Raw genomic sequence first — 24,577 nt, 5'->3', positions numbered from 1 at the left:
AAAAAGACATGCGTGTAACCGGCAAACTTCATCACCTGCAGGCGCTCCGTGCGATCGCGGCTTCGCTCGTCGTCGCCGATCATGCCTTGGAGTATCCCATACGCAGGCAGCTTCTTGGAGAGCATAACTACGCGCTTGCCTGGATACTAGGCTGGGTCGGGGTTGCTGTTTTCTTCGTGATCAGCGGGCTCATCATGGTCCGTAGCTCGTATGATACATTCGGCGACATCCAACAGGCGAGGCGGTTCGCTGTTCGACGCATCCTGAGGGTCGTACCGCTATACTGGCTGGCGACTTCGGCCTTTCTGGTTGTTTCCGTAGTGCGGACGAATGCTTTCAACCCCGTGGACCTCGTTAAAAGTCTGCTCTTCGTTCCATATCTATCGCCGGGGGCGTCGGGCATGAGGCCGATCGTAGGACAGGGATGGACTCTCAACTATGAGATGATGTTCTACATGTTATTCGCTCTCTCGTTGACATTCAGAAGAGGCTTGGGCCTCGCCTGGATATTCGTCGTTCTCGCAGCCTTGGTGGTTTGCCATGTGATCTTCTGGCCGCCGTTCCCCTATTCCGATCCAGTCACTCCTGCTCAGTTCTGGAGCGATCCCATTATTCTGCTGTTTGCTTTGGGCATGGTCGTCGGGCTGCTGGAGCACAGCGCGCTTCGGCGGTATGCAGTGCCTAATCCCATCGCGTGCTCTCTAATTCTCATGGTCGCCTGCGGAGGCGCGTTCATAGCGCTCGGTGGAGCATTCCCGTTGCCGGTATCCTGGCAGATTCTTTTTGCCGCGATGGCGGTGTGTACTGTCTATATTTGCACCAACGCTGTCACAGCCGCGCCTGGCAGGGTCGAGCAGGTACTTGAGACCGCCGGCGATGCGTCTTACAGCACCTACCTCATTCATCCACTCGTCTTGATGGTTTTCGCGACCGTCTGGGGCCTGTTGCCGCGTTCGATGCAACATCCGGTAGCGTTCTTAATTGCCTCTATCTTATTGTGCAATTTGGTGGGATATCTCGTGCATCTTTCGATCGAGCGCCCTTTGGGCGAAAAACTCCGTCATTTTGCGGAGCGCCCGCGGGATCTGCCGAAGCGGGCCCGACTGTTAGCCTAACCGGAGGGCGCTTACCATTAGCAGAGACCGTTGTGGCTCCTCCGGTTGGGGCATGTTAAATGCATGGGCATGATGAATTGAGAAATCCGGGCTAAACTCCAACCCGCAAGTGAGAGGCGGTTCCTAGGATACTTCCTCACTCTAGCTTGAAGTTTATCGAGCGATCAATTTCGTAAACGTCGTAACGACGTGGGGCAAGTTCCCGACAATTTCGGCAAAGGTTGCAGCATGGATATAGGTCAGTTTGACAGGATGATCGGACAGCGCACGGTTGGCCTGTTCAGCCTCGTTTGGCGCAATTTCGTTCTGTTTATTGCCCTATCGGCAATTGCTTTTGCTGGTCTTTTGTCAGCAATTTTTGCCCTACAACCAAAATACGAAGGATTAGCGCTCGTCTTTGCCAGTCAAAGCAGCACGCAAGATGCAAGCGGGACGCCCCAGAAGATTCCCACAAAGGGCGCATCTCTCGTTCGGATAGCTGAGAGTGACGAGGTCATCCATTCCGCGATTGAATCGGTCGGAATGGAAACGCTCTTCGATCACACGCCGACGATGCCGGACTCAATTTTCACTCGCTTGAGGCAACATTTCTTCGCAGGTGACACTTCACCGCCGGCCAGCCTCGATAAGCTCGACGCTGCTTCGTTTCAACTTCGGAACGGCTTGTCCATCCAAGCTGAGCCCAACAGCGATGTGCTGCGAATCTCGTTCCGGGATAGACGCCCGCTCGTGGCCGCGGCTTTCGCAAACGCGATTGCGCGCTCGCTGATCGATCGTTATCTGGAATTATACAGCAGCCATAGCGCTTCGGAATTCTTCACGCGACAGAAGCAACGCTTCGACGATCAGCTGAAGGAGGCTGCGACGTCTGTGAATGAATTCGCGGAACGCACACAGACCTATTCGGCCGATGAGCAGCGCAAGTTGCTGCTGCAGCGTCAAAGCGACTTGTTGAATTCGATGGCCAGCACACGCGGATTGATCGCGCAGAAAAACGGCGAGCTGAAAGACATGCTCGATCAACTTCGAAAGCTCGCTCCGGTCACGCGTTCTCCATACCTCTCATCGCTGGTCGATAGCTTTAAGCCGGACCGCTCGCAGGGTGGGACAGCGCAGCCGCCGGCATCGAGCCAATTGAGTGCTCCTCGTTCCGGTTCCGACGTCAGCGATAATCCGCCGCTTTTGATGATCCAAGTCTACCAGCAGTCGATGGTCAATCTATTCAAGATAAACTCGGAACTCGTAGGCGCGGTAACCCTCGAGAAGCAACAGGCGGCGGAAGCCGTGGCGATGACGGAACAATTGAATAAACTATCGGATAATGAACGGGAGTTTCTGGTGAGGAGGCGCGCGCTCGATCAAGCGGTGGCGAACTCGGACCTATATTCGCGCCGAATGGTCGAAGAGCAAATCAATGCCGAACTCTCAGCGGCGAAAATTTCGCCGCTGAAAGTTTTGCAACTGGCGACGGTCCCGCTTCGTCCGATATTTCCAAGGTACACTCTGGCCATCGGGTCGGCTGCGATCGCCTCGCTCTTGCTCGGCTTTGCGGGCATCCTGCTGTTTGGTAGGAAGGGCCTCAAGCCCGCGGGTAATAAGTCTGACCGCAACCAGGTCTTCAACCTCGAATCGTCAGAGGAATTTAGCCTGACGTCGCTGGATCGAGTGCGAGACAAGGTGTCTTGAGCTTGTCAGCCGCTCGTAAATTCGAAGTCTCTCCGTCTTATTGGGGACAATGGATTGTCTGCGCCGCATTGTTTGTGGCCTGGGTCGGCTTTACTCCGGTCTTCATTTTCGGCGAAGGCGATATGCAACTTGCCAGCCTTGAAGCGGGGGGCGGTGACCTGGCCAAGCAATGCGCTTTCGCGGCTCTTTTTGCCCTCGTCGTGTGGAGGGTGTGGTACGAGGAGGGAGTGGAGAGCCTTGGCAGCGTGCCGGTATGGCTCGCCATGGTGTTGTTGTGGTGCTTGGTAAGCGTCGTCTGGGCCGTTGACCCGATGATCGCAGTGAGACGCGTCCTGCTGCTCGTAATGGTTACTGTAGCCATTTCGCTCGTTGTTCGGCGCATGACGAGCCCAGAGTTTCTGAATGCGCTCTTCATGATTTCGGTAGCGATACTATTCCTGGACTGGGTCGCATTGCTGGTGTCACCCAATGGCGTTCACACAGCGGCGGGGCCAGATGTTGGATTGATCGGAGACTGGCGAGGGGCTCACATTCACAAGAACGAGACCGGCGCGTTTACCGCGATCGCGACCATTGTGTTCATCGACAGAGCCATGCGAGATCGATCGTTTCTGGTCTGCCCGCTGCTTGCATTGCTCGCGGTCTGCTTCCTGATCGGAACGGGATCAAAGACCTCTCTTGGCCTGCTGTTCGTGGCGATTGCATTCGGTGTTGTCGCCGCGACGACGTGGCCATACCGCCGGCTTCGGCTTGTTGTCTGCTCTTTGGCCATCGTCTGCGTGCTCGGATTTCTGAATTTCTACAACCGTGAGATATCCGAACTGCTGAGTAAACTTGACGATCCTGGCGCCTTCACCGGCCGGCCTCAAATATGGGCCATCGCCTCATCCTATTTTGTTGATCACCCGTTTCTAGGGGCTGGCTACGGTTCGTTTTGGGCGATCGGCAAAGCCAGTCCAGTTTTTCAATACGCCGACGGTTGGGTCGCTGAGCAGATTGACCACACCCACAATGGCTATCTCAACATCGCGATCCAAGTCGGCGCCGCAGGCCTTGTTTTGACATTAATCGCTGCGGTAATAATGCCAGCGAAGGAACTCTTTTCCGCCGAACGCTTGGGAAGAGACCGATTTGTTCTGACTGCGTTGTTGTTCTTTATCGTTTTTCGTGACTTTCTCGAAGATTCGATCGTCGATCGCTCCAACCCATGTTGGATCATCCTCGTCGGCGTCGCGGCTCTCGTAAACCGCGAGACAGTAGTTGAGACTTATCGAGCAATCCAAGAGCGTTACCGCCGCTTGCGTGTGGTGCAACCTATTCCGTAGCGCGCGGAGCGCCTCATCTCGTATACGTCACCTCGATCGAATGAAAGAGCGCGGAACCTGATTTTCTTACCGGCTCGACACCCGTAGCCAATCCATTGAAATACTCTTCGCCGGTCAGATAGATCTTCCCTGTTGTCTGATTCACCCACCTGAGCCAGTTGAGAAGAGCCTTCACATCGAAAGTTGAGGCCAGTTGATCCGATCCGTCGCTCGGACAAAACAGGTAGTAGGGAGTTTTGAAGAAATTCGACTGCTGACGTGTGACTGCCCACCTGACGGATGGACTGCTTCCGATGGCGGCGGACTCATAGATTCCCAATGATTCCAAAGTCGCCATGAAACGCCGTGCCGATGGCGTGGCATGGAGGAATACTTGGATTTCGCACGCCATCGTCGCTTCGGTCGATGAGCCAGATGTGTAAAGAAAGAGGTCTAACGCCACGTTCGCGCTGTCCGAAGGTGCCGAGTAGCCGATATCGGCTTCGTGAATTAGTGCCGATATTGCTTTTATCCTGCTCGGTGGAACTTGGGCGGGTGTAATCGTATTGAGATAGTTTCCGTAATCGATGGCGTTCCAGCTCTTTACGCTGTCGTTCGCGTTGTCAGGCCATTTCCATCGCAGAATCGTGCCTTTGGGAAAGCTTTCGGGAAGAAGCGTGATTGTCTGAAGTCTATCAGCCGACGCGTCGTTCACTGCCTGAAAGGCCAAGAATTGACCCGAACTGTATTCCTGCTTGCTTGCCCCTCTTTGATCGGTCAGCGTGATTTCAGCGAGCTGGGCCGGTGGTAAGCCTCCGGAAGAGACGTCGGCGACCACTCGACCTGGGCGTGCAAGCAGGAGGCTCGTCGCTGCCCCCACGGTGATCGAACGTCTATTAAATAGGGGGCACATCGCGCGGTCATTCTTTTGAATTTGGATGCAATCCGAGATCGAACGCTGTCCGAGCTCCTGAAACTAGAATCCTTGCTTAGCTAAGGTGTACTGCGCACTCAAGCGTTCGGTCTACCGAACGGCTAGTATCACCTCTCCTTGCGGGCTTGGAAGCGCCGCCAATGCGCTCTCTATTGCCCACGCAATTGCGCTTCCTGACAATAATCATACTGGCGCGTCACGAGAAATTCACCTGATTGGCGTGCCCTGACACGTCGCGATGCTCAATAGGCGTTTCGCGCGCTCGCAACCTCAAAGGCTGTCTTGAACAGAATCTTCAGGTCCAACAACAGGCTCCAGTTGTTGATGTACCAGAGGTCGAGTTCCACTCGTCGCTGCATTTGTTCGATCCGAGGAGTCTCGCCCCGAAATCCATTCACTTGAGCCCAACCGGTGATGCCGGGCTTGACGTGGTGGCGAAATGCGTAGTCTGATAGTATTTCGCCATACTGGATATCATGCACAAGAGCATGCGGTCGTGGTCCGACCAGCGACATATCACCCTTCAGGACGTTAAAAAGTTGTGGAAGCTCGTCGACGCTCGACCGACGCAAATGGCGACCTACCCGCGTTACTCTCCGATCGAATCGCGTCGCCTGGACGACCTTGTCGCTATCTTCGCCCACGGTCATGGTGCGGAACTTCAGTATCCTGAATTGCTTCGTGTTAAATCCGTTTCTCCGCTGTCGGAACAGAACCGGTCCTGCCGAATCCAATTTGATTGCAATCGCAGCTAAGAGCATAGGTGGCCATAGCAACACGAGCAGCGCCACGGCACCGACGATGTCCAACGCGCGTTTCAAGAACTGCTCGAAGTGGGAGAGTGGCCCGCGTTTGATTTCAATCGCGGAGTAGGGCTTCGAGGCTAGGGTCAGGTCCTGTGTGATGTCTCGAACAACCCGGTCCGGGACCAATTGAACGGGAAGCGGGGAGGCCCGCATGCGGTCGCGTATGAGTTCAAGCCTGCGCGACTCATTCCAGGAAATTGCCAGTACAATCCTTTCCGCTCCCTTCTGCCTCGCGCTCTCCATAGCCTGATTGAGCACGCTCATCTCACTGAAGCTCAGCTGCATCATCGAGAGGCTGTGGCTTGGGAGAGTTAAGCGGTCGATCTCGGTTAAGCCGAAATCCCTCAAGAGCTGATCGCCGTCCAAAGCCGCCAACTCATCCCGTGATCCAACGAGGACAGCTCGACGACCAGCTAGCATTCCTCCGGTCACGGCCCCCCTAACAACGCGCGTGACAGCCCAGCGCGCACCCATTAACAGCGTCGCCGACAAAGCGACAAAGCTGATAATCGACCCCCGCGAAAAGATCGCGCCAACCTTGAGCAGGAACGCCAGAAAGGTGAGCAGAAGCCCGACGATAAGCCAACGATTGATGATTCTTCGATAAGCGGGGCGCGACGAAACGATTGAGCCGAGTTGGTAGAATCCAGCCGCGTGCGCCATCCACAAATAAAGGATCGCCGCAATGCTTCCCGACAACGCAAAGGCATCGAAATTACTGACAGCGCGGCTTGAGAACGCTTGATAAATTGAGCAGCCTAGAATGCTCGACGCCGTAATGACTGAAAAATCGACCGCGGCGCAAAAGCAACCTGCTGCCGCTTGGGGAAATCGGAATCGAAACTCCCTGGTTGCAAAGCCAATTTGATCAAGAGAGGGAACTGTCCGATCCGAGGCCAATTTACCATTACAATTCGACATAAAAAATACACTCAAAAAACTCGGTGCGAAAAAGCTCACCGCTAACGATTTGGCTGCAAAATTAACCTTGCATTAACTGACCTCTGATTGCGGCGCAACAATGACTTCCGCCTTAGACTAAAGTCGTGCGGATTGGCCGCGGTTTTTATTCACCTGAGGTGTGCTTTGCATCGCGCCGCCTCCCATCCCCCAATAGCTGTTGGCAAGCACTCTGAGCGGTGAGCGTGCGCGTGTCCGCTTCTGATTGGCGACTGCGGACAGGGCGACAGCCGCACCAAGGTGATCGCACATCTGGCCCCCGCTGAGACCTTTCACACGGTAATCAAAGTTTGGCTTGAAAGCCCTAAGACTTGCCGTCCACAATGGGTGCAGCGACGTATCGGAGCCCAAAGCTTCGCATTTGCCGGCATATGCATGAGAGTGAACCCAAAGAGCGTCGTCGACCACACTCGAAATCAGCGGTTATGGAGAATGAGGTGCGCCGGCCACCAAGTGACAATTACCGCCCGCCAAGAGTGGTCGTCGCATAGTCGTTGCAGCAGCCGGTTCAGACCAACGTTTGGCCTTCAGTATCGCGAGGCTGCCAAGGTTGAAGTGCCGCACACAGCAACGGAGGCCCATGACCGTAGTACGTGCATCGATTCGAACTACTTGGCGGGCGAAGGTAGTGCCTTACAGCGTTGATTGATGTAAAAAACGGCACCAGCTAGTGCCGTTCTCGACCGAATTGGTAGTGAACCGACGCAGGCCGTGGGGAGTACAAAGGATGACGCCCTGGCTCGGATGCTGAATTATACGCTTCATTGTGACTGCCGTTCGCTATCTCTAGAGATTTGCTGTGCGGCCTCGAGAGCAACTTGGAGCCTGTCGGCCAATTTGTTCAGGTAGCTCTTATCGCGGGCATGAAAAACAACACTTGCGCCGTTCCGCAGTGCGACCTCCAAGTATGAATTTGATGAAACATCGATGATATTGTACAGAGCAAAGATCATTCCGACGACTGTGAATATAGCAATATAGAACGGCCCATCTCGTGGCTCCTGAATGTGCATCAATGCAGGTATTAGGAGCACTGCGCCGAACGCTAAGCACGTCAGCCCACCCACGGGCGTCTCCGTCTTTACCGAAATGTCGCGTATCATGCTTAGCAGAAATTCCTGGCCGTCCAGCTGAGCTTCGCCATTACTGATGGTGAGGTTTTGATCACAGTATGTAGTCGAAGCCGCTTGAGGAGCAGGGGGGAGTGCCTCTAGAGGCTGCGCCGCTGCGGTGGGAAAAAGATCGGAGAGACGTTTCCACGTCCCGAGTCCTTGTTTCCACACGTATCCGGTCGGCCGAAGTTTTCCCGTGGCGCGCATCGACCTCAACTCTTCAATTGTTATTGGTCCGAATTGATTTCCGTCTTGCCAAACGAACCATTCCGCGATCGACATGGCTCCCCCACGGAAACGACATCAAAGAAACCATATTGGATTACGCAACTATGAGCGTCTAGTCTCGAAAGCATGACGCCGCTCCCACCCGCTGGAGTACGAGCCGTCGGTTGTTTCCCAGGTCAGCATTCCTGGAGGCTGGCGCTAGCCATTTCAATTCTGGCCAATTCGTCAGACGACCAGCGCGCCAAGAAATGCCTCTCCGAACCATCGATGTTAACGTAACGGATCCAGGTTTGCACTCACTCCCATCTGCAGTCAGGAGAGCTTAGAACGCCGCCTGTTGTTCGCCGCGGAATGCGGATAATTCAATTGTCGCGAGGTCGGTCAAATTAGCACCTGCCACGTACCTCGAGAGCTTGAGGGAGAAGGTAACCTCAACTATGTCCGCGCTCAGGTATCAGAGGTAATTTCATGGTTTCTATCGAGCATGTGAATAGATCGGGTGCACCATGACAAATGATGCGCAAGAACAGCTTCTTTTTCCATTGCGACCTGTAGCGTTACGATCTCTTGGGCGAGGCACCTGTACCCACTAGCGTGGGTTATGCGTCGCTAAGCGGAATGCGGTCGCTTGGTATCATTACCTCCGTGCTTTTCTCAAACGCTAGGGCTAGCCGCACGCTATACCTGCCTCGGGTGGCGTCGACCCAAACAAGCCAATGGTGCGGCGTGTCTTTGGGCGCAATGCAGCAAGACCTTGGGCCAACGAGCCCACAAGGCTGTAGAAACAGGGTTCAATCGTGAGGGTCGTTCCGCTTCGGTTCATGCGAACTTTGGCGGATGACCGCGTCCCTCGCCGCGGTCACGCGGGGCGGGGCGTTCGGACGGGTCGCGTCCGAGCTTGGATTGCAGCTCGACGAGGTCGGTGAAGACGTCGGCCTGGCGGCGCAGCTCGTCGGCGATCATCGGCGGCTGGCTCGCGATGGTGGAGATCACGGTGACCCGGACGCCGCGGCGCTGGACGGCTTCGACCAGGGGGCGGAAATCGCCGTCACCCGAGAATAGCACCATCTGGTCGATGTGCTCGGCGAGCTCCATGGCGTCCACGGCGAGCTCGATGTCCATGTTGCCCTTGACCTTGCGGCGGCCGGAGGCGTCGATGAACTCCTTGGTCGCCTTGGTGACGACCGTGTAGCCGTTGTAGTTCAGCCAGTCGATCAGCGGGCGGATCGAGGAGTACTCCTGATCCTCGATGATCGCGGTGTAGTAGAACGCCCGCAACAGCGTCCCGCGGCTCTGAAACTCCTTCAGCAGGCGCTTGTAGTCGATGTCGAAGCCCAGAGTTTTCGCCGTCGCGTAGAGATTGGCCCCATCGATGAAGAGCGCGATCTTGTTTTCAGGGGACGCCATTGTGCTGTTCGCAGAAGTTAAGGTGATGAATTGAAAGTAGAAGGATTTGCTCGCTAAGGACGAATCGGCGGGCGCGCTTTTTGCACATAGTCACGGGAGACGATGAGCGCCAGATAGTGCAACTTGAGTGGTTTGAATTCTGCCTGGAACCCAGACCGTTGTTGTCTGTCAAAATTGTCATTGTCACTTTCCTGTTTGAGGTTGGTCGTGCCATGACGTCTGGCCATTTTGCTCTATACGAACTCTCCATCAGAAAACGGGGCCGCGCATGGCGGTGGTGTGTCTCAGATAGATGCGGAAATCTTCTGATGGGTGGAAGGGAACGCAGCCGCCCCACGGCGCAATACCTTGCCGCTAGGGCCATGTTCCAGCTGTTGTTGACTGCCCCGTATCGCACTCTAGAGAGATCTGACTCTCCTCGGTCGCTGCGCGGTAATCGACATGATCGTCAAGAGGGATTTCGACCCTTGTTAGCGGGGCCGAGGGGAACACGATTAGAGAGGCGGCGAGGGCCCACCGTAGTTCCGAACTGGCTCAACGGCGGCTAGGAATGGGCGAGACGCTAACGCTAGGTGTCCAGAAAAAGCGTACGCGGCTGCGATGAGCAGGGCGACCAGATAGGGTGAGGATTGTTCGCATCCAGCGGCGTGCGAGGAAGATGCCGAGATTGAGCATCTTGCGTAGTTCGACTGCCACCATGATGATCTTTGGCGCCAGACATAGCCCGACAGCACGAAAAAGATCTCAAGGCCGAGGATCGAAATGATTTCCGCCAGCGCTTGCTCCCCCGGCATCGTCATGGCGTAATGGGGGATGACGACGGTAAAAGCGGCTGCACCGCGAAGAAGATCCAGGGATGCGACGCGAGCGGTCACTGAATGGCGTCCGCGATATCGCGTTCGATGCGGCCGGTAGTGGTTCGGGCCATAATAGTCACCGGCGCTGTTTTCGGGCCGAGGTCCTGACCAGTCGACGACTCGAACCCGCGTGCCGGAAAGCTGTTCGACTTGCTTTTTACACTCTTTGTCCCCCGCTTCGGCCGGCGTTCCTTCGATGGGCCGCAGGGTCAGGTAGCGAGCAGTCCATAGCAGGACGATGGTTGCGCCTTGCTGTGTGGCTCCGCATCTTGGCGAGCCGTATTGCGGGGCCAAGATGTATGACGCCGCCTAGTGCGCTGCTGTGGGGCGGACTGCCTTGCCTCCGCATCGATGCTAGCAGCAAGCTCGCATGGTTCACTGTCGATGGTGTCAACTTCTATTGATCGAGCGGAACGGCGCGGACGGCTGCTAACGTGGCTGCGGGCTCGGACGGCTTTGACTTCGCTACGGCTGTGTCCGCTTCGACGTTTTATGCAGCGGTCGGGGCCATCGACAACACCGAACAGGGCTACACAATCCAAAGCGCGTTGCCGGCGGGTTGGACCATGCCGTCCGTTTATAGGCTGTTGTAGCCACGAGCGTTGGTCCGATCAAACCGATACGCTTCCGGCTGTCACCGGGCCTTGGAGCGGCATTGTCGGGTTTGCCGGAAAGCGACGTGCGGAAACGGCTTTATAGTCTTTGCGACACGGGTCGTAGGCGCGTCTCACTGCTAAACTTAGGCCTTAGGCTCGTCCGGAAAATCGAAGCTGAGAAAAATGAGGGTGACCGCTCCGACGATCAAGAGTACGACGCACAGCGCCGCGATTCCGTAGGGCCACACTTAGGTCTCCGTTGGAAAGAACGTAAGCGTCGTTATCAGGCCACAGCTTTGAGGAACTGAGTGCGGTAGGCCCAAGGCAATAGCTGGTCGATGTCGCGGTTCGGATGACCACTGACGATCCTGGTCAGGACGTCGGTGAGATAGGCAAGCGGATCGACGTCGTTGAGCTTGCAGGTCTCGACCAGGGACGCGACGACCGCCCACTGTTCGGCACCACCGTCGGATCCGGCAAACAGCGCGTTCTTGCGACTGAGCTTGATGCCGCGGATCGATCGTTCGGCCGTATTGTTGTCGAGCTCGATGCGACCGTCATCGATGAAGCGCGTCAGCCCCTGCCAGCGCGAGAGAGCGTAGCGGATGGCGGCGGCGAGCTTGATCTTCTGGCTGATGAGAGCCAGCTTGGCGCGTAGCCAAGCCTCGAATGCATCGGCCAGCGGTCGGCTTTTCTGCTGACGCACGAGACGGCGCTCCTCCGGGCTGCGGCCGCGGATCTCCTTCTCGATCGCGTAGAATGCGGCAATGTGCTTCAGCGCCTCGCTTGCGATCGGCGCGGGGCCCGCCGTCGCGAGTTCGTAGAAGTTGCGCCGCATGTGCACCCAGCAGAAGGCGAGCTCGACCTCGCCGCGCTCGGCAAACTTTGGATAGGCGGTGTAGCCATCGACCTGCAGGACGCCCTTGTAGCCGGCAAGATGGCTGAACAACCGCTCGGCCTTGCGGTCGGGTGCATAGACATAGGCGATGCCGGGCGGATCGAGGCCGCCCCAGGGCCTGTCGTCGGCGGCATAGGCCCAGAGCTGGCCGGTCTTGGTGCGCCCTCGACCGGGATCGAGCACCGGCACCGTCGTCTCGTCGGCGAACAGCTTGGACCTCGCTCGAAGCATCGTGAGAAGGCGCTCATGCAGCGAGCGCAGGTGGAAGGCGGCATGCCCAACCCAGTCCGCCAGCGTCGATCGATCGAGAGCGATGCCCTGGCGGGCATAGATCTGGGCCTGCCGGTAGAGCGGCAGATGATCGGCATATTTGGACACCAGAACCTGGGCGACCGTGGCCTCGGTCGGCAGGCCGCCCTCGATCAGCCGGGCCGGAGCCTCGGCCTGCACGACACCATCCTCGCAGGCACGACAGGCGTATTTGGGACGCCGGGTAACGACAACGCGGAACTGCGCCGGCACCATGTCCAGCCGCTCGCTCTTGTCTTCACCGATCCGATGCAGTTCGCCCTGGCAGCAGGGGCAGGTCTTGTCGTCGATGTCGACGACGACCTCGATCCGCGGCAGATGCGCCGGCAGTGCCCCGCGGTTGACGCGGCGCTTGCGCGCCCGTTCCGCCCGACCTTCCGGGGCGGTCTCGTCCTGACCGGCCTCGGCAGAGGCCGCGACCTGCTCGACGTCCTCGAGGCCCAGCAGCATCTGTTCCTCAGGAAGCGGCTCCGCCCTCCGGCCAAAGCGATGACGCTGCAATTCCTTGATGATCTGGCGCAGCCGCTCGCTCTCGTGCCGCTCGGCAAGCAGCATCGCCTTCAGCGTCTCGGGATCATCAGGAAGGTTATCGCTCACGGGCAAATCAGAGCATATTCGCGCCCGCCTGACGACGTACTCGATGCCTCTGATTCACTTCGCCGCAGCGCGGCCCACAATTATCCGGCTTGCGTCGGGACGACCGTCTCCCGTGCCGCGTGGACACGCCGCCAATCGAGCCCTTCGAGCAGCGCCGACAATTCTGCCGCTGACAAACGCATCACGCCATCCTCGATCTTCGGCCAGCGGAAGACGCCTTCCTCGAGCCGCTTGGCGAACAGGCACAAACCCGTACCATCCCAGAAGATCAGCTTGATCCGGTCCGCGCGCTTGGCACGGAAGACATAAACAGCACCCGAGAACGGATCGGCCTTCATGTGCTCGCGTACCAACATAGCAAGCCCTTCCATTCCCTTGCGGAAGTCGACTGGCTTGGTTGCCACCATCACCCGGACAGTGCCGGACGGGCCGATCACCGGCTTGCCTTCAACGCATGGACGATGGCCGCAATCATCGCCACGTCCGCGCCTTGGCCGACCCGGATAGTGACGCCTTCGGCTTCGATCTCGATGCCCCCAACATCCGGCTTGGCCTTCCGTCGCGCTGTCTTGCGCTCACGGCCCGCAACCGCGACCGGCGCCATGGCGTCTACCACCGCAGGTACAAACTGCGGATCGTTAGCCATCGGCGCCGGCTGCCGGCGCGCTTGCCGGCGCCAAGTGAACACTTGTGGTGGGGTCAGCCCGTGTCGCCGGGCAATCTCGGAAACGACCGCGCCTGGTACCAGCGTCTCCTCGACAATCCGGGCCTTGTCGTCCTTGGAGAACCAACGACGTCGTCCCGTCTCCGTGATCACTTCCAGCCGGCGCGCCGTTACATCCGACTTAAGCGTATGGTCAAACATAGACACAAACCGATCCCTTCAAAGAGATCGTGAAACTCGCCTATCCCATCTGCCCCGAAAAGGTGGGAGCGGAACGACGCTTACGAAAGAACGAAGCCGACGCGCCGAGTATAATGGCACGCCGGCGTCGCCATGCTGAATCCGGACAGGGCAACTCGTCCGGTGACGACAGCGTAATCGGGCAACCGACGAGCGCAATCGAAGGCTGAAATTAAGCTTGAGCGGTAGGGTAAACGCGGACGCTAGGTTTCAAGTGGCCGGATAAGCCAGATCGCCATCCGGATCATCAAATCTCGTCGTCCAGCTCGACGCTAAGCTGGACCAATTCCAAAGCGACATGAATCAGGCCGCCGCCATCGCGCCAGGAGTTTCAAAAGGCGGGCTTTGACCTGATTACCGACGTGGAGAACATAGATCCCGAATCTTATCTGCTGCTGCATGGAAATCCAGCGTCGTAAACGCTTCGATGGACGCCACGTTGTAGGCGGCCACGCGATATTGACAACGGTCGCAGCAAGCGGCGTGACGCAGCGCGTCGCGTACGTGTGGCCTGAAGATCAACCCGGCAAGAGGATTGAGCCGGGGCCGATAGATTGGTCCGCGTGGCAGGCGGCGGGCGGCGATTGGTAACGCGGGTGGCCTGGCGCGGCTGCAGACATCGCTGCCAACCGCGAGTTGCACGATGCGAGCGCGACAGTAGGGCGCAAGCACCGCGAACCGCAATTATGCTTTTGCCGTACCGATCACATAGCGAATCTTGCCTGCGATAGGCTGCGATCGGATTACGTTGAAGATGGTGTTTGGGTCTTCCTTTAACATTTCGATATGTTGAGAACGGAGCGTAATAGTTCCGTCTCGGAAGGGATGTTCACCGGCAGTAAGACACTTAAGGTCGGTAAGCCGTAACTCCATGTTGTTTCCTCGTTCTACTCGGTAGCTTTGCATCGGTTTTGAGAATTACCCCGTCTGTTGCTGAGGTAGGGTCGTACTCCTGCCGAGTTATCCATTTCGCGTGCTCTGTTGAGACCAAAGACTCAACCCGTTCAACAAGAGCTTTGTGAGCTTCGATGTCGTTCATTCCGTCGTAAGATCCGGACCTCGCAATGAAAGAATATTTTTCGTGGCGAAGTGCCTCGCATGTTGAGCGATACGTGATCCAGTTGTGCTGCCATTGGTTCAGTTGCTGTAGGCCTTCGAGCAGCACTGCACCGGCTCCTATCGTTGCGGTCACCCAGCCATTGGCCAGCAAGGCTGTGATAGGAACCAGGCCGCTCAGGACAAATTCACACAGCTTTACTCGCTTAAACCAGCGCTGCGCAGTCCCAGACTTCGAGTCATACCACTCGATTTGCTGCTCGAGTCGCAGATAACCGGAATTCGGCTCGTCGTCGGTGGACGCTATCATTTTGCCTCGATCAGTCTCGCCAGATGATCATGATCCCACAGATACCACGGAAGGCCCAGCTGCTTTGCCAAAGCCGGCAGCCGAATGGTCTCCGGGCCGTTCTTGAGTCCCATGAAGATTAACTTGTTGCCCTTGGCGAAGCTCGTCTCCAACTCCCAGTCGACCCATGCACTTGAGTACGTGAGCGCGCTCACCATACAGACGGTAACGGACGTCCGCGCGATTTTTTCGCGAATTTTCGATTTGATGTAGCGTTCTGGCTGTCGATCGCGGTCTGCACCGACTCATCGTAAAATTCGATATCGAACTTGTCGTTCGCGGCCAGCAGACGCAGCCCATTGACCTGTGACTTATCTTCGTGGCGAAAGCTTATGAATACCCGTTTCATACTGCACCCCTGATTCGCGTGGTGGCGACGGTACCGCAACCTTGGCGCGCGCTAAATAGTCCTACGATCAATTAGGGCGCCGCCTTGCTCCGACGCAGCGGAGGATGGGCGGAAAGGGGATCGATCTGGCGGGGTAGTCGAGCGCGTCCAGGTTCGCTCGCGCTGAGGTCTACGGCAACAAATCTAAAATGATTTTAGATTTCAAGCGCTACCGCTCTCTACGCACTCGCCGCCCCGTCAACACCGCCAGAAATCCGTGAGCAAGTCGAAGTGCAGAGGGCTGGTGGCAAACCGGCTAGCAAACCAAATTCTTCCCATCGAGAAGAATTAGCGGGCGCCACCGACGTCGGCCTCACGCAAGGAGTGGCGCGCCCTCTAGTCCTCCCACTTGCTCCTTGGTGGTGGGACGATGCGAAACCGCGACGGTGGCGTATTTTCAGGAATGCTGCCACCCAACGAAATATGCTGCCAACCGTAAAAGAACGCGACCACCGCTGGCCAGAATCTGCCACCCATTAACTCGCTGATCTTGGGCAAGCCCTCCTTGGTCTCCAGGACTTTAGCGATGCGCTTCCAGTCTTTGGCGCGATCACCGAGCACAGCCCGCGCTATCTGCGCTTCGCTGGGGTAGAGGGGCAGATCGTGGATTGGCGCGCGCGGCTTGCGAGGCGATTTTTCGTTTTCGTTCATTCGTATCTCCATCCACTCGCCATCTTTGCCGCGCCAAATTCGGTCCATGACCGATTCGATCGACTGGAATGACGACACGCCCACGGCGCCTGTCGGTGATCGCAAAACTTGCATTCCCAGACGGCGGCATGACGGCGAATAGCCTTAGGCGCGAGGCTGAGCGCGGGCGGCGGTGCCGCAGAGCGTATGCCGGGAAGGACTTCACGTCGTTCCAAGCCATCGCTGAGATGCGCAAGGCGTGCCGGGTAGAGCGGAAGGAACTACCCAGCTTTCCCCACGGGGCGTTTTCGGTAAAGCGAGCGGGGGCGGTAGATGGCGGCGGAGGAAGACACGTCCAAGCTAAACGCGCTGCGCAAGCAGCTATCGAAGAGGACCAACGTCTAGCCGTAAAATCCCACGATAAAACGGGTGGCAAAGAACGCCCCAGCGGCGACGGCCACTGTCGCGCCGATCGCAAGCATCACCCTCAAGCTCTCGTCCATGGTGCCTCGCATGCAGAACGGCCCCCGCGGGGGCAACGCGGAGGCCGCTGTTGAGGCGCCTCAGGCCGGGGAAACCTGAAGCAAGAGAGAAATCTCTGGCCCGCAGGATGGTTCCTCTGCCTTTGACGGCGAAATGCGAATCAGCTCTCGGCGCTAGGGTATCTTGACGCGCAGGGCAGCGAGGCCTGCTGGCGTGATCCGGTTAGCTCCTGCCGTGCTCCCACGTTCAATCCAGCTCTTCGACAGCATGTTTGCGATGGTGCGCTGACCGGTGGGCTCAAGGGCTCTCAGTGTCAGCTCGCGACCCGCGCGTAGTTTTTGCAATGCATCTCGCTCCGAGCTGGTCGGCAGATGACTGGCACGCGCTGGCATCTATTTCTTGGCCTTCAGTCCGATCTCCACCCAGCCGGCGGGATGGCCTCTGCCCTTGGCTACGGCGCCAGTCGACTAATTCCTTGGCCATGTCGGGCTGGATACGGACCATAACCGGGGCCCCGGTCACAGCAGGCCGCTTCTGTGGAAGCGTGCGATCATTGGTTGTTTTCTTCATGGAATCATGATGCCACGAAATCATGTCCTCTGAATGCTCGCGGGACGGGGGTAGGGAAATAATACCAATGACTAATCTTAGCGGCGGCGCCACCATCAAAATCGACCCATCCAGACCTTTCTTTGCGAAGACCTTTATTCCGGGCTAAGAGCTAAGGGCTGCGACCCCGTTGTTCACAAGGGCGGTCTTCACGTCCTTCTCAAGGGGGCATCCACAGACAGCCTAAACACGTGGGCCGCGAGCCACGATCGGGACGGTTCGCTCCGGCGAGAACACGCACGCGCTGCGTGGGCGAAGCGAACTTCGGATGATGAGGTGATTCTGCTTGGCGCGCGCCAGTAGGGCCGTTGACCGCGCCGCCGTAGCGCCTCACCCGCGAGGGTGGGGCGTCCCCGCTGCAACGCGCATTAACCGGCGGCTGAGCTGAAAAGCTAAGCCGAGGCGGTTTGCGGGTGTTGCGTTCGATGAACGCGAAGCGAGAGCTTCAACTTCGAAGCTTCCACCATGACAGCACCTTCGCTCCGGCCCAGTTTAGCGGCAATCTGGCCAACTGGCATCTTCCCCGCCAGGCTCTTGAGCTCGGAGATATCTTCTTCACTCCACCGCCGATGTGACTCGGGCATCTGCGATACTCCTCCTGCAATACCTCCCATCACCAGGCTGAAGGTTAAGCTCTTCGACACGCTTAGCGCGCCCTACTCAAAAGGGATAATCGAAATCACGTCCCGTGTGAGTAAATGAAAGGCTCCTGGGAAAGCGGTAGCGGGCAGCGAGAACCAATGTCAGCGCCTGACTCGGTTTAGCGAGTGCGATCCAAATTTGCGTTGTTGTGTCGTCCGCCGTCACTTGAACGACCGAAAACGAATTGCCAAACGACTCTGCCATTTCGTTCAATGCGGCAACTAGCGCCCTGGTTTCTAATCCGAGGCGACTCGATCTCGCTTTGCCGGTCCTCCTACCTGCATATTCTCCAGCGCGGTTGGCGGCTGCAGACCGGGAGAGGTCAACCATTCATTGATGTTCGCGGCAGTATCGGCCTGGCGGGCTCGTCTGAGGTAGAGCTCCCGCTGGGGGCCGGGCGGCAACTGTGCTGCGGCCTCCTTGAAGCGCGCAGCCTCTTCGGCCAGTCGCTCTTCAAATGTCTTAGCATGTTTGGTTCGGTTACGACGCTTGATGGTCATGGCTCTACTCCCTTCCGGTGAAGGCGGGAGCGCTGACCGGGCGCTCTCGTCATCGACATGTTGACCCATAATCGTCAGGTTGGCGCAGTGTTCCAACCGCACACGGCCTCCCGCTTGGCGCCAGCCGGTAGCAATCCTGCGGTCTGGCGGGCGCTCTACTTCCCGCCGTTCATGGCGTGCGCCATAGGGGCTGGGCCGCCTCGCAAATGCCTTAGCTTGGCGGGCCTCCACCGGCGCGCTCTCGCACCTCAGCTTTGGTGATTGCCTTCGTCAGCGCCTCCCAGGCAGCGCCATGGAAGGATGTCTTGTCGTCGCCATCGTATTCGAGCTGGCGAAGGGCGATGCGACAAGCAGCGAGCAGTTCGCGCTCAAAGCGCCGTGAGATCAGCCATTGCGGCGCTCCCTCACGCTGTGTGCACTGTGTGTGCACAAGGCAAAATTGCTTTTCGACGGAGCGAGGAAAATCAAAGCTAAGTCTTTGATTTGGCTTGGTGAGCGCGCTGGGGCTCGAACCCAGGACCCCGTGATTAAAAGTCATGTTCTCAGGTAGAATTCCTCGTGCACCCGCATCTGACCTGCAGACTGACCGGCTGCCGAGATAGCAACTACACTGCAGTCGCTCGCAAGGGAAGGCCGGCGAGGAGGCGCCCGTACCGCGTTAGTGGGCCCAAAACTACGGTCGTGATGCTGCGAAGATGACCGGGGTAAGGACCGTAGTTATTGCCCCTAGGCGCAAAGAAACATGCGTCAAATCAAAGCGATTGACAGGACTCCCTCTCCGCCACGGACCCTCCGAAACCGCTGAAACTCCCGCTTAACCTATAAAATAAGGCTTTCCGAAAAAGTCCGGTGGTACACGCAGGTGGTCACCGTGAGCCGTTTTCGCATGATCGAGCCGTGGGTAAATCCGCGTTCAGAGTTCTACTGGTTTCGCCGCCGCGTGCCCGTGGCGTACCGCGGATTCGGCATGCCGGCCGAGATCAAGTTTAGCTTGAAGACCAAGGATTGGGACGAGGCTGTCATTCGCGCGGCCGAAGCCAACGTCAGGATCGAGCGGGAATGGCGCTCCACCCTCGTGGGCAGGTCCCCGGACGAGATCTGGGTGCGGAGCTCGCAGGCGGCCTCGATCGGGCTGATCGTGAACGAACTCGTGACGAACTGCTTCAAGTACGCGTTTCCGGAGGCCGCCACGGCTCGGTGGAGGTCGAGCTGCGGGCCAAGGAAGGCCAAGTTCTCGTGTCGATTAGGGACGACGGGATCGGTTGCTCCGCGGAAGCGAAGAGCGGACTGGGCACCCGGCTCATCAACCTCCTCGCCACCCAGATGAAGGGAAGGGTCGCGAGAAAGCCCCTTCCGCAAGGCTGCGAGGTGCAGGTCTCGATCGCGCTCGATACCTGAGAATGGCGAAGTGTTTTCGGATTTCAACTGCAACCATGGACGGGCTCTGACGTAGACGAGTGTCGGAGCCTGCGAGAACACCATGGTCGATCGGTTGCCAAAACACCTCGAAGAACTGGACCGATTCCGCAGGCTTCGCGGAGACGACCGATCCTCTGGCCGCACGGCTGCTGCAGGACATCATAGCCGAACTCGAGGCAGATCTTAATCCGCCCCCACAGGCGAGCGGCTCGAAGAGCGATCGCACCTAGTTCCCATGCTCCGCGACAGCCGCCTGGATCGCCCGGTCAAGATCATCCACATGGAAGGGCTTGCGCAGCATGGGCCTATTCTTGAAACACTCGGGTACATCGGCTTCCCCATAGCCGCTCGCGAAAACGAACGGCACAGCTCTCTTCGCGAGAATCTCCGCCACCGGCAGGCTCGTCGATCCTCCGAGGTTGATGTCGAGGATGGCGATATCGAAGCCCGAATCGTGCGCAAGTCGTAGCGCGTCCTCGATATGCCCGGCCTCGGCGACGACGGCGTGTCCGAGCTCCTCGAGCATGTCGACGAGCATCATTCGGATCAAGGCTTCGTCTTCGACAAGAAAGATCTTCCGGGGAGATTCACGTGGATCCTTGGAGGGGCCGATGTCCGCGCAGTCCTTCGTCCGCATGCAACGCCTCGATGGGCCGCAGATGATGTTTTTGGACGAGGACGACGTCCGGATTAAGTGCCTCGGACGCTCGCTCCCCCCGCAGCGGCGACGGTCCAGTCGCCAGAGGGAAAAGGGGTAAACGACCTCGACCGGGGTCGAGGTCGCCAACCTATTGGCTAGGTTTCGCTCCCGGCTGGGGCTTGGGGGGCAAGGGTGCCGAGAGCAGGGATTCGACGCGGTGAAGTGCCGATCGTTCCCTTGCGGAGCGAAGCAGCGCTTGCAGCACTCCTTCGTACGCGTGATGAGCAGGAGCGCCGCGCGAGTTGGCGCGGCAGACTGATAAATCCGAAAGGCGCCGCCCCGAAGGGCGGCGCCTGAAGCATCGATTACCAGCGGCCGGTACCGAAGCTGAAGCCGATGCTCGGCCCGCCTCCGTAATAGCCGTACCCGCGATCGTAATAGCCCGGACCGCCGTAGGATCCATAGCTCCTGCGCACGACGTAGCTGTCGTCGTCGCCGTAGTAACGCTGCACGTAGCGGGGGCCACGGGTGCGGAAGCAGCGGCCGTAATCGTTGCAGACCAGGCGAACTTGGTCGACGTTTGCCGCTTCCGCCGATCCGACCGGGGTGGGATTGAGCGGAGCTGCCGAGGCCGCCGACGCCAGCATGGCGGTGGCGGCGAACGCTCCGAGAGCAATAGTCCTCATGTTCGCTCTCCTTCGTGTGACGAGATCAATCGATCTCTTCGATGACGCGACGTTCCTGCGGGTCGACGATGTAGGTGCGTCTATCCCGGTTGATGTACCGGTACTCCCGCAGGCTCGGGGCCTCGCGATAGACCTCCTCCGGGAAGGTCTCGACTTCCACGTCTTGCGGCAGGCGCTCGCCCCTCCGGATCTCGGTACGCACGGTGCTGCCGGTGGTCTGCCGCTCGCGCTCGACAGGACGCGCCTTGGCGTGCTTGCGGACGACTTCGCGATCGCGATCGCTGAACGTCACCTTGCGCTGTTCGGTGCGCGCCGGCGCGGCCGCCGTCGAGCGGCCGGAGTACGGGAGGACCGCGACGATCTGATAGCTCGAAGGCTCCACGATCACGATCTCATCCTTCACCAGCACGAAGTTGTAGCCTCTGTACTGCGGCACGACCTCGACGACCTCGGCAGGAAGCGGCTGCAGGCGGACATCGCGCGGCACCGCCGTGCCCACCGACAACGAGAAGTTCACGTTGTTGAGGGGTTGCACGTTCAGATGCGAAATCGACGTGCTGATCCGGGTCCGCTGCTGATCGTTGATGTTCACCGACGCGTTCACGTTGGTGTTCGAGGAACGATCGGCCGTATTCTGCTGATTGTTCGGCTGCTGCGCCGTGTTGGTCGAACCGCTACCCGTGGGCGACTGCGCCTGGTTGGTGCCCGAGGTGGGCGGATTGGCGCTCTGCGTCTGGGTGTTCGTGTTCGAAGGAGAATTGGTCTGCGCCTGGCTCGAAGGCGTAGTGGTCCGATTGGACGGCTGATTGGTCTGAGCCTGGTTGGTCGAGTTGTTCGAGGCCGGCGCCTGCGTGGTGTTGGTGCCCGAATTGGACGACCGGCCTGCGGCGCTCTGACCGGTCGAGGACGGAGACTGCGTCTGGGCCGAATTCGCCGAAGGATAGGCGGGCTGTGCGGATCCCGAGGATGAATTGGACGGGGTCGAAGAGGACGGCGTCGTGGATGTGGAATCCTGCTGACGCGTCGGCGGATTGGAGTTCGACGTACTCGGAGAGGACTGGGCAAAAGCGGAAGTCGCGATCGCGACTGCAGCGGTGGTAGCCAACAATAAACGCTTGTTCATCTGAACCTCCTTAATGCGGACGTCGAACAACCTCGGGCGGGACGCTGGGTTCCATTCCGGGAAAACTAGGCAATTCCGCGAGTTCCGTGTTTTCTGTTGTCCCGAAATGGTGCAGATCGCGAGAGTGGGAACTTCGGTCGCGCGGCGTCGTTGGCAATGACTACTTACGAGTTATTTTTCACTTTGAGGAGGACACACCATGAAGAAGCTTATCCTGTGCGGCGCTCTTGCCGCCTTCGCCCTCGGCACCCAGGCGGCCAGCGCCGCCGAGTTCTACATCGTGCGCGACGCCACCACCAAGAAGTGCACCATCGTCGACAGCAAGCCGACCACCACCACCACGACCGTCGTGGGCGACGGCGTCTTTAAGACCCGGGTCGAGGCGGAGTCCGCGGTCAAGACCACGAAGGTCTGCACCGAGCAGTAATAGCCGCGACGGCGTCAAGAGCCGTCTCTCAAGCGTTCTGACAGCGATTGGAGGAGAAAATGCCCGTACTGATTTTTTGGGCCGTTCCAGCCGTCCTGGTTGTTGGCGGCGTCGGCTATTTTCTGGTTCACATGCACTGAGCGGAAACCCCGTACGGATGAACGGCCCGCCCATCTGGGCGGGCCGTTTTTCGTTGCAGCACGTCCGTACACAAAAAAGGGCCCCGTAGTTGGGGCCCCAATTCGCCGAGAGCACTCGTCGCCCTTAGTTGTAGTCGGAATATTTGAACTGCGGGAGTGCCTTCAATTGCTCCTTGTTGCCGCTCATGACGGCGTGGTCAGGGACCCAATCCTTCGCGGTGCGGTTCGTCGTGGTTGTGGACGCGGTCCCGGTCGTGGTGGTCTCGCGCGACGTGGTCGAAGTGCCGCTCGAGCTGGTCCGGACCGGCTCTTCGACGAACTTCAGCTTGTCCATGGAGATGGCGATATCGTGCTCGCCCATGCCGAGGAAGCCACCGATGCCGATGACCACCGCGTTGATCTTGCCGCTCTTGTCGACGAGCAGTTCGTTGATGTCGCCGAGCTTCTCGTTGGCTTCGTTGTAGACATTCAAGCCCATCAGCTTCGAGGCACGCCAATTTCCCTTGAGCGCCATCTTATCGGCCGGCTGAGCGGTCGCCGCCGGCGCGGCGCGATCGGCGGGCTGTGTGGATTGTGCGAAAGCAGCGCCGCCGATCACGGCAGTGCCAAGCAAAGCGACGGCAAGAAAGCTTTTCATCGATGATCTCCTCCAACGTGACGCACCCGTTGGGATGCCGGCCTCAACGCCCCTAATTACCGCTTGTTCCCGATGCGGAACGGATTGCCAAGGATTCGATCGCGCCTGTCCGGCAAACTAGCCGCGGAACAGATCTCTCACGCGAGGCGTCCTCCGCGAGCGACCAGGTCGCGATATCGGGTCTCGTAGTCCTTCGCCATCCGACTTGCGGCGAAGCGCTCCTCGAACCGGGCGCGCACCACTCGTCTGTCCAGCCGGCCCAGATCTTTCACTGCCCTGATCGCCTGCTCCTCACCGTCGACGATGAAGCCCGTGACGCCATCCTCCACGACTTCCGGGACCGAGCCTGATCGATAGGCGATCACGGGTGTCCCGCAGGCCATCGCCTCGATCATGACCAGACCGAACGGCTCGGGCCAACCGATCGGAAACACCAGGCCCGCCGTTGGGCGGCTTTTCTTTTTCTACCGGCCGGCCCGGTAGAATGAAGACGCCCACTTACCTCAGGGCGTTTGATCGCAGAAACCGAGCGCGGTTTGGAGCCGCAGCCGATCTTGGCGCCCGACTTAATTGCTGAGTTGTCTTGTTTGACCGTGGTTTGAAGCCCGTGACGCCGTCTTCCACGACTTCCGGCACCGATCCGGAACGGTAGGCGATCACGGGGGTACCGCACGCCATCGCCTCGATCAAGACGAGGCCGAACGGCTCAGGCCAATCGATTGGAAACAAGAGCGCGGCGGCGCCGGCGAGGAACGGCTGCTTGCGAACCTCGTCCACCTCGCCGATAAGCTTGATCTCTTCGCCGTCGAACTTGGGTTCGAGCTACTTCTTGAAGTAGGCCGTTTCCGCGCGGGGTATCTTGGCTGCGATCCTAAGTGGCATCCCGACGGCGCGTGCGATGCGTATGGCGTCTTCCGGCCCCTTCTCCGCCGTGAGCCGTCCGAGTTCTTCGGTATCGCTTTCGCGCTCCTCCCATCTCCTGTGCAAATGGCGCTCCAGCAGACAGCGTCGGCACTGCGCGCTCGCCGGATCTCGACATCTTCTCGCAAGCGCTGGCCGCAACTTAAAGCGGTCTTAGGAGAGCACAACGAGCCGAGAGCTAATTGTTCTCAGGCCGACGCCCGTTGAGCATAGG

The 24,577-nt window shown here is 58.6% G+C and carries 21 protein-coding genes and 4 pseudogenes; 6 read left to right on the top strand and 19 right to left on the bottom strand.

Annotated elements, in window-relative coordinates; translation table 11 throughout:
• The first annotated feature begins 8 nt into the window (after positions 1–8).
• From ACVJ5M_RS48100 to ACVJ5M_RS48090, 3 genes are all read left to right on the top strand, one after another.
• Entirely contained in the window at positions 9–1,115 is a 1,107-nt protein-coding gene (locus ACVJ5M_RS48100) for an acyltransferase family protein (protein ID WP_144030645.1), read from the top strand.
• Between the two features lie 228 nt (positions 1,116–1,343).
• Complete coding sequence (locus ACVJ5M_RS48095; RefSeq protein ID WP_354100673.1) at positions 1,344–2,801, top strand: GumC domain-containing protein; 1,458 nt, start codon at positions 1,344–1,346, stop codon at positions 2,799–2,801.
• Positions 2,798–4,126 carry an O-antigen ligase family protein gene (locus tag ACVJ5M_RS48090; protein ID WP_144030644.1) on the top strand — a complete coding sequence of 443 codons (1,329 nt, stop codon included), beginning with the start codon at positions 2,798–2,800 and terminating at the stop codon, positions 4,124–4,126. Before ACVJ5M_RS48095 ends, ACVJ5M_RS48090 begins: the two co-directional genes overlap by 4 nt.
• A 13-nt stretch (positions 4,127–4,139) precedes the next feature.
• Here ACVJ5M_RS48090 and ACVJ5M_RS48085 read toward each other — a convergent pair whose 3' ends face one another.
• The 13 genes and pseudogenes from ACVJ5M_RS48085 to ACVJ5M_RS48025 all read right to left on the bottom strand — a co-directional run bounded on the left by ACVJ5M_RS48085 (position 4,140) and on the right by ACVJ5M_RS48025 (position 18,908).
• Positions 4,140–4,943, bottom strand: coding sequence for a hypothetical protein (locus ACVJ5M_RS48085; RefSeq protein ID WP_144030643.1), 804 nt, complete (start codon positions 4,941–4,943; stop codon positions 4,140–4,142).
• Positions 4,944–5,281: 338 nt separating this feature from the next.
• A complete protein-coding gene (locus tag ACVJ5M_RS48080; RefSeq protein WP_144030642.1) occupies positions 5,282–6,805 on the bottom strand; it encodes an undecaprenyl-phosphate glucose phosphotransferase in 1,524 nt (507 codons plus the stop codon).
• 761 nt (positions 6,806–7,566) lie between these two features.
• Positions 7,567–8,199, bottom strand: a complete 633-nt coding sequence (locus ACVJ5M_RS48075; protein WP_085399353.1) for a DUF4339 domain-containing protein — start codon at positions 8,197–8,199, stop codon at positions 7,567–7,569.
• A 765-nt stretch (positions 8,200–8,964) separates the two neighbouring features.
• Positions 8,965–9,552, bottom strand: a complete 588-nt coding sequence (locus tag ACVJ5M_RS48070; protein WP_354100672.1) for a LabA-like NYN domain-containing protein — start codon at positions 9,550–9,552, stop codon at positions 8,965–8,967.
• 494 nt (positions 9,553–10,046) lie between these two features.
• Positions 10,047–10,427 (bottom strand): acyltransferase family protein, encoded by a 381-nt coding sequence (locus ACVJ5M_RS48065; protein ID WP_354100671.1) that lies wholly within the window; start codon positions 10,425–10,427, stop codon positions 10,047–10,049.
• 861 nt (positions 10,428–11,288) lie between these two features.
• Entirely contained in the window at positions 11,289–12,767 is a 1,479-nt protein-coding gene (gene tnpC / locus ACVJ5M_RS48060; protein WP_456679822.1) for an IS66 family transposase, read from the bottom strand.
• Positions 12,768–12,889: 122 nt separating this feature from the next.
• A complete protein-coding gene (tnpB, locus tag ACVJ5M_RS48055; RefSeq protein ID WP_063980520.1) occupies positions 12,890–13,246 on the bottom strand; it encodes an IS66 family insertion sequence element accessory protein TnpB in 357 nt (118 codons plus the stop codon).
• Positions 13,243–13,674, bottom strand: a complete 432-nt coding sequence (tnpA, locus tag ACVJ5M_RS48050; RefSeq protein WP_085398190.1) for an IS66-like element accessory protein TnpA — start codon at positions 13,672–13,674, stop codon at positions 13,243–13,245. Before tnpA ends, tnpB begins: the two co-directional genes overlap by 4 nt.
• 886 nt (positions 13,675–14,560) lie before the next feature.
• Positions 14,561–15,079 (bottom strand): DUF4231 domain-containing protein, encoded by a 519-nt coding sequence (locus tag ACVJ5M_RS48045; RefSeq protein ID WP_354100744.1) that lies wholly within the window; start codon positions 15,077–15,079, stop codon positions 14,561–14,563.
• Positions 15,076–15,467, bottom strand: a pseudogene (locus tag ACVJ5M_RS48040) (TIR domain-containing protein). Before ACVJ5M_RS48040 ends, ACVJ5M_RS48045 begins: the two are co-directional and overlap by 4 nt.
• 375 nt (positions 15,468–15,842) lie before the next feature.
• Positions 15,843–16,157 (bottom strand): hypothetical protein, encoded by a 315-nt coding sequence (locus ACVJ5M_RS48035; protein WP_201266096.1) that lies wholly within the window; start codon positions 16,155–16,157, stop codon positions 15,843–15,845.
• Positions 16,158–18,106: 1,949 nt separating this feature from the next.
• A complete protein-coding gene (locus ACVJ5M_RS48030) occupies positions 18,107–18,370 on the bottom strand; it encodes a hypothetical protein (protein ID WP_245343917.1) in 264 nt (87 codons plus the stop codon).
• Positions 18,371–18,581: 211 nt separating this feature from the next.
• Positions 18,582–18,908: a hypothetical protein gene (locus tag ACVJ5M_RS48025; protein ID WP_161495732.1), complete on the bottom strand. Its 327-nt coding sequence runs from the start codon at positions 18,906–18,908 to the stop codon at positions 18,582–18,584.
• A gap of 348 nt (positions 18,909–19,256) precedes the next feature.
• Between ACVJ5M_RS48025 and ACVJ5M_RS48020 the strand changes: the two are divergent.
• Both ACVJ5M_RS48020 and ACVJ5M_RS48015 read left to right on the top strand, forming a co-directional pair.
• Positions 19,257–19,379, top strand: a pseudogene (locus tag ACVJ5M_RS48020) (DUF6538 domain-containing protein); the annotation flags it as partial.
• Between the two features lie 50 nt (positions 19,380–19,429).
• A complete protein-coding gene (locus ACVJ5M_RS48015; protein ID WP_144030584.1) occupies positions 19,430–19,768 on the top strand; it encodes an ATP-binding protein in 339 nt (112 codons plus the stop codon).
• 247 nt (positions 19,769–20,015) lie between these two features.
• Here the strand turns inward: ACVJ5M_RS48015 and ACVJ5M_RS48010 are convergent, their stop codons facing one another.
• From ACVJ5M_RS48010 to ACVJ5M_RS48000, 3 genes are all read right to left on the bottom strand, one after another.
• On the bottom strand, positions 20,016–20,426 hold the full coding sequence (locus ACVJ5M_RS48010; RefSeq protein WP_354100731.1) for a response regulator: 411 nt from the start codon (positions 20,424–20,426) through the stop codon (positions 20,016–20,018).
• A 368-nt stretch (positions 20,427–20,794) separates the two neighbouring features.
• Entirely contained in the window at positions 20,795–21,115 is a 321-nt protein-coding gene (locus ACVJ5M_RS48005; protein ID WP_085398565.1) for a hypothetical protein, read from the bottom strand.
• 25 nt (positions 21,116–21,140) lie between these two features.
• Positions 21,141–22,238: a DUF1236 domain-containing protein gene (locus tag ACVJ5M_RS48000; protein ID WP_085398573.1), complete on the bottom strand. Its 1,098-nt coding sequence runs from the start codon at positions 22,236–22,238 to the stop codon at positions 21,141–21,143.
• Positions 22,239–22,437: 199 nt separating this feature from the next.
• On the opposite strand from ACVJ5M_RS48000, the gene ACVJ5M_RS47995 reads away from it, so the two are divergent.
• Entirely contained in the window at positions 22,438–22,665 is a 228-nt protein-coding gene (locus ACVJ5M_RS47995) for a hypothetical protein (RefSeq protein ID WP_085398566.1), read from the top strand.
• 264 nt (positions 22,666–22,929) lie between these two features.
• On the opposite strand, the gene ACVJ5M_RS47990 is transcribed toward ACVJ5M_RS47995, so the two are convergent.
• The 3 genes and pseudogenes from ACVJ5M_RS47990 to ACVJ5M_RS47980 all read right to left on the bottom strand — a co-directional run.
• On the bottom strand, positions 22,930–23,442 hold the full coding sequence (locus tag ACVJ5M_RS47990) for a PRC-barrel domain-containing protein (protein ID WP_456679806.1): 513 nt from the start codon (positions 23,440–23,442) through the stop codon (positions 22,930–22,932).
• Between the two features lie 137 nt (positions 23,443–23,579).
• Positions 23,580–23,879: pseudogene (locus ACVJ5M_RS47985) on the bottom strand (glycosyltransferase); the annotation flags it as partial.
• An 85-nt stretch (positions 23,880–23,964) separates the two neighbouring features.
• Positions 23,965–24,387: pseudogene (locus ACVJ5M_RS47980) on the bottom strand (glycosyltransferase); the annotation flags it as partial.
• Between the last annotated feature and the right edge of the window lie 190 nt (positions 24,388–24,577).

The sequence above is a fragment of the Bradyrhizobium sp. S3.7.6 genome, assembly GCF_054061875.1.
The sequence above is the reverse complement of the archived record's forward strand: the minus strand, read 5'-3'. Positions and strand labels throughout refer to the sequence as shown.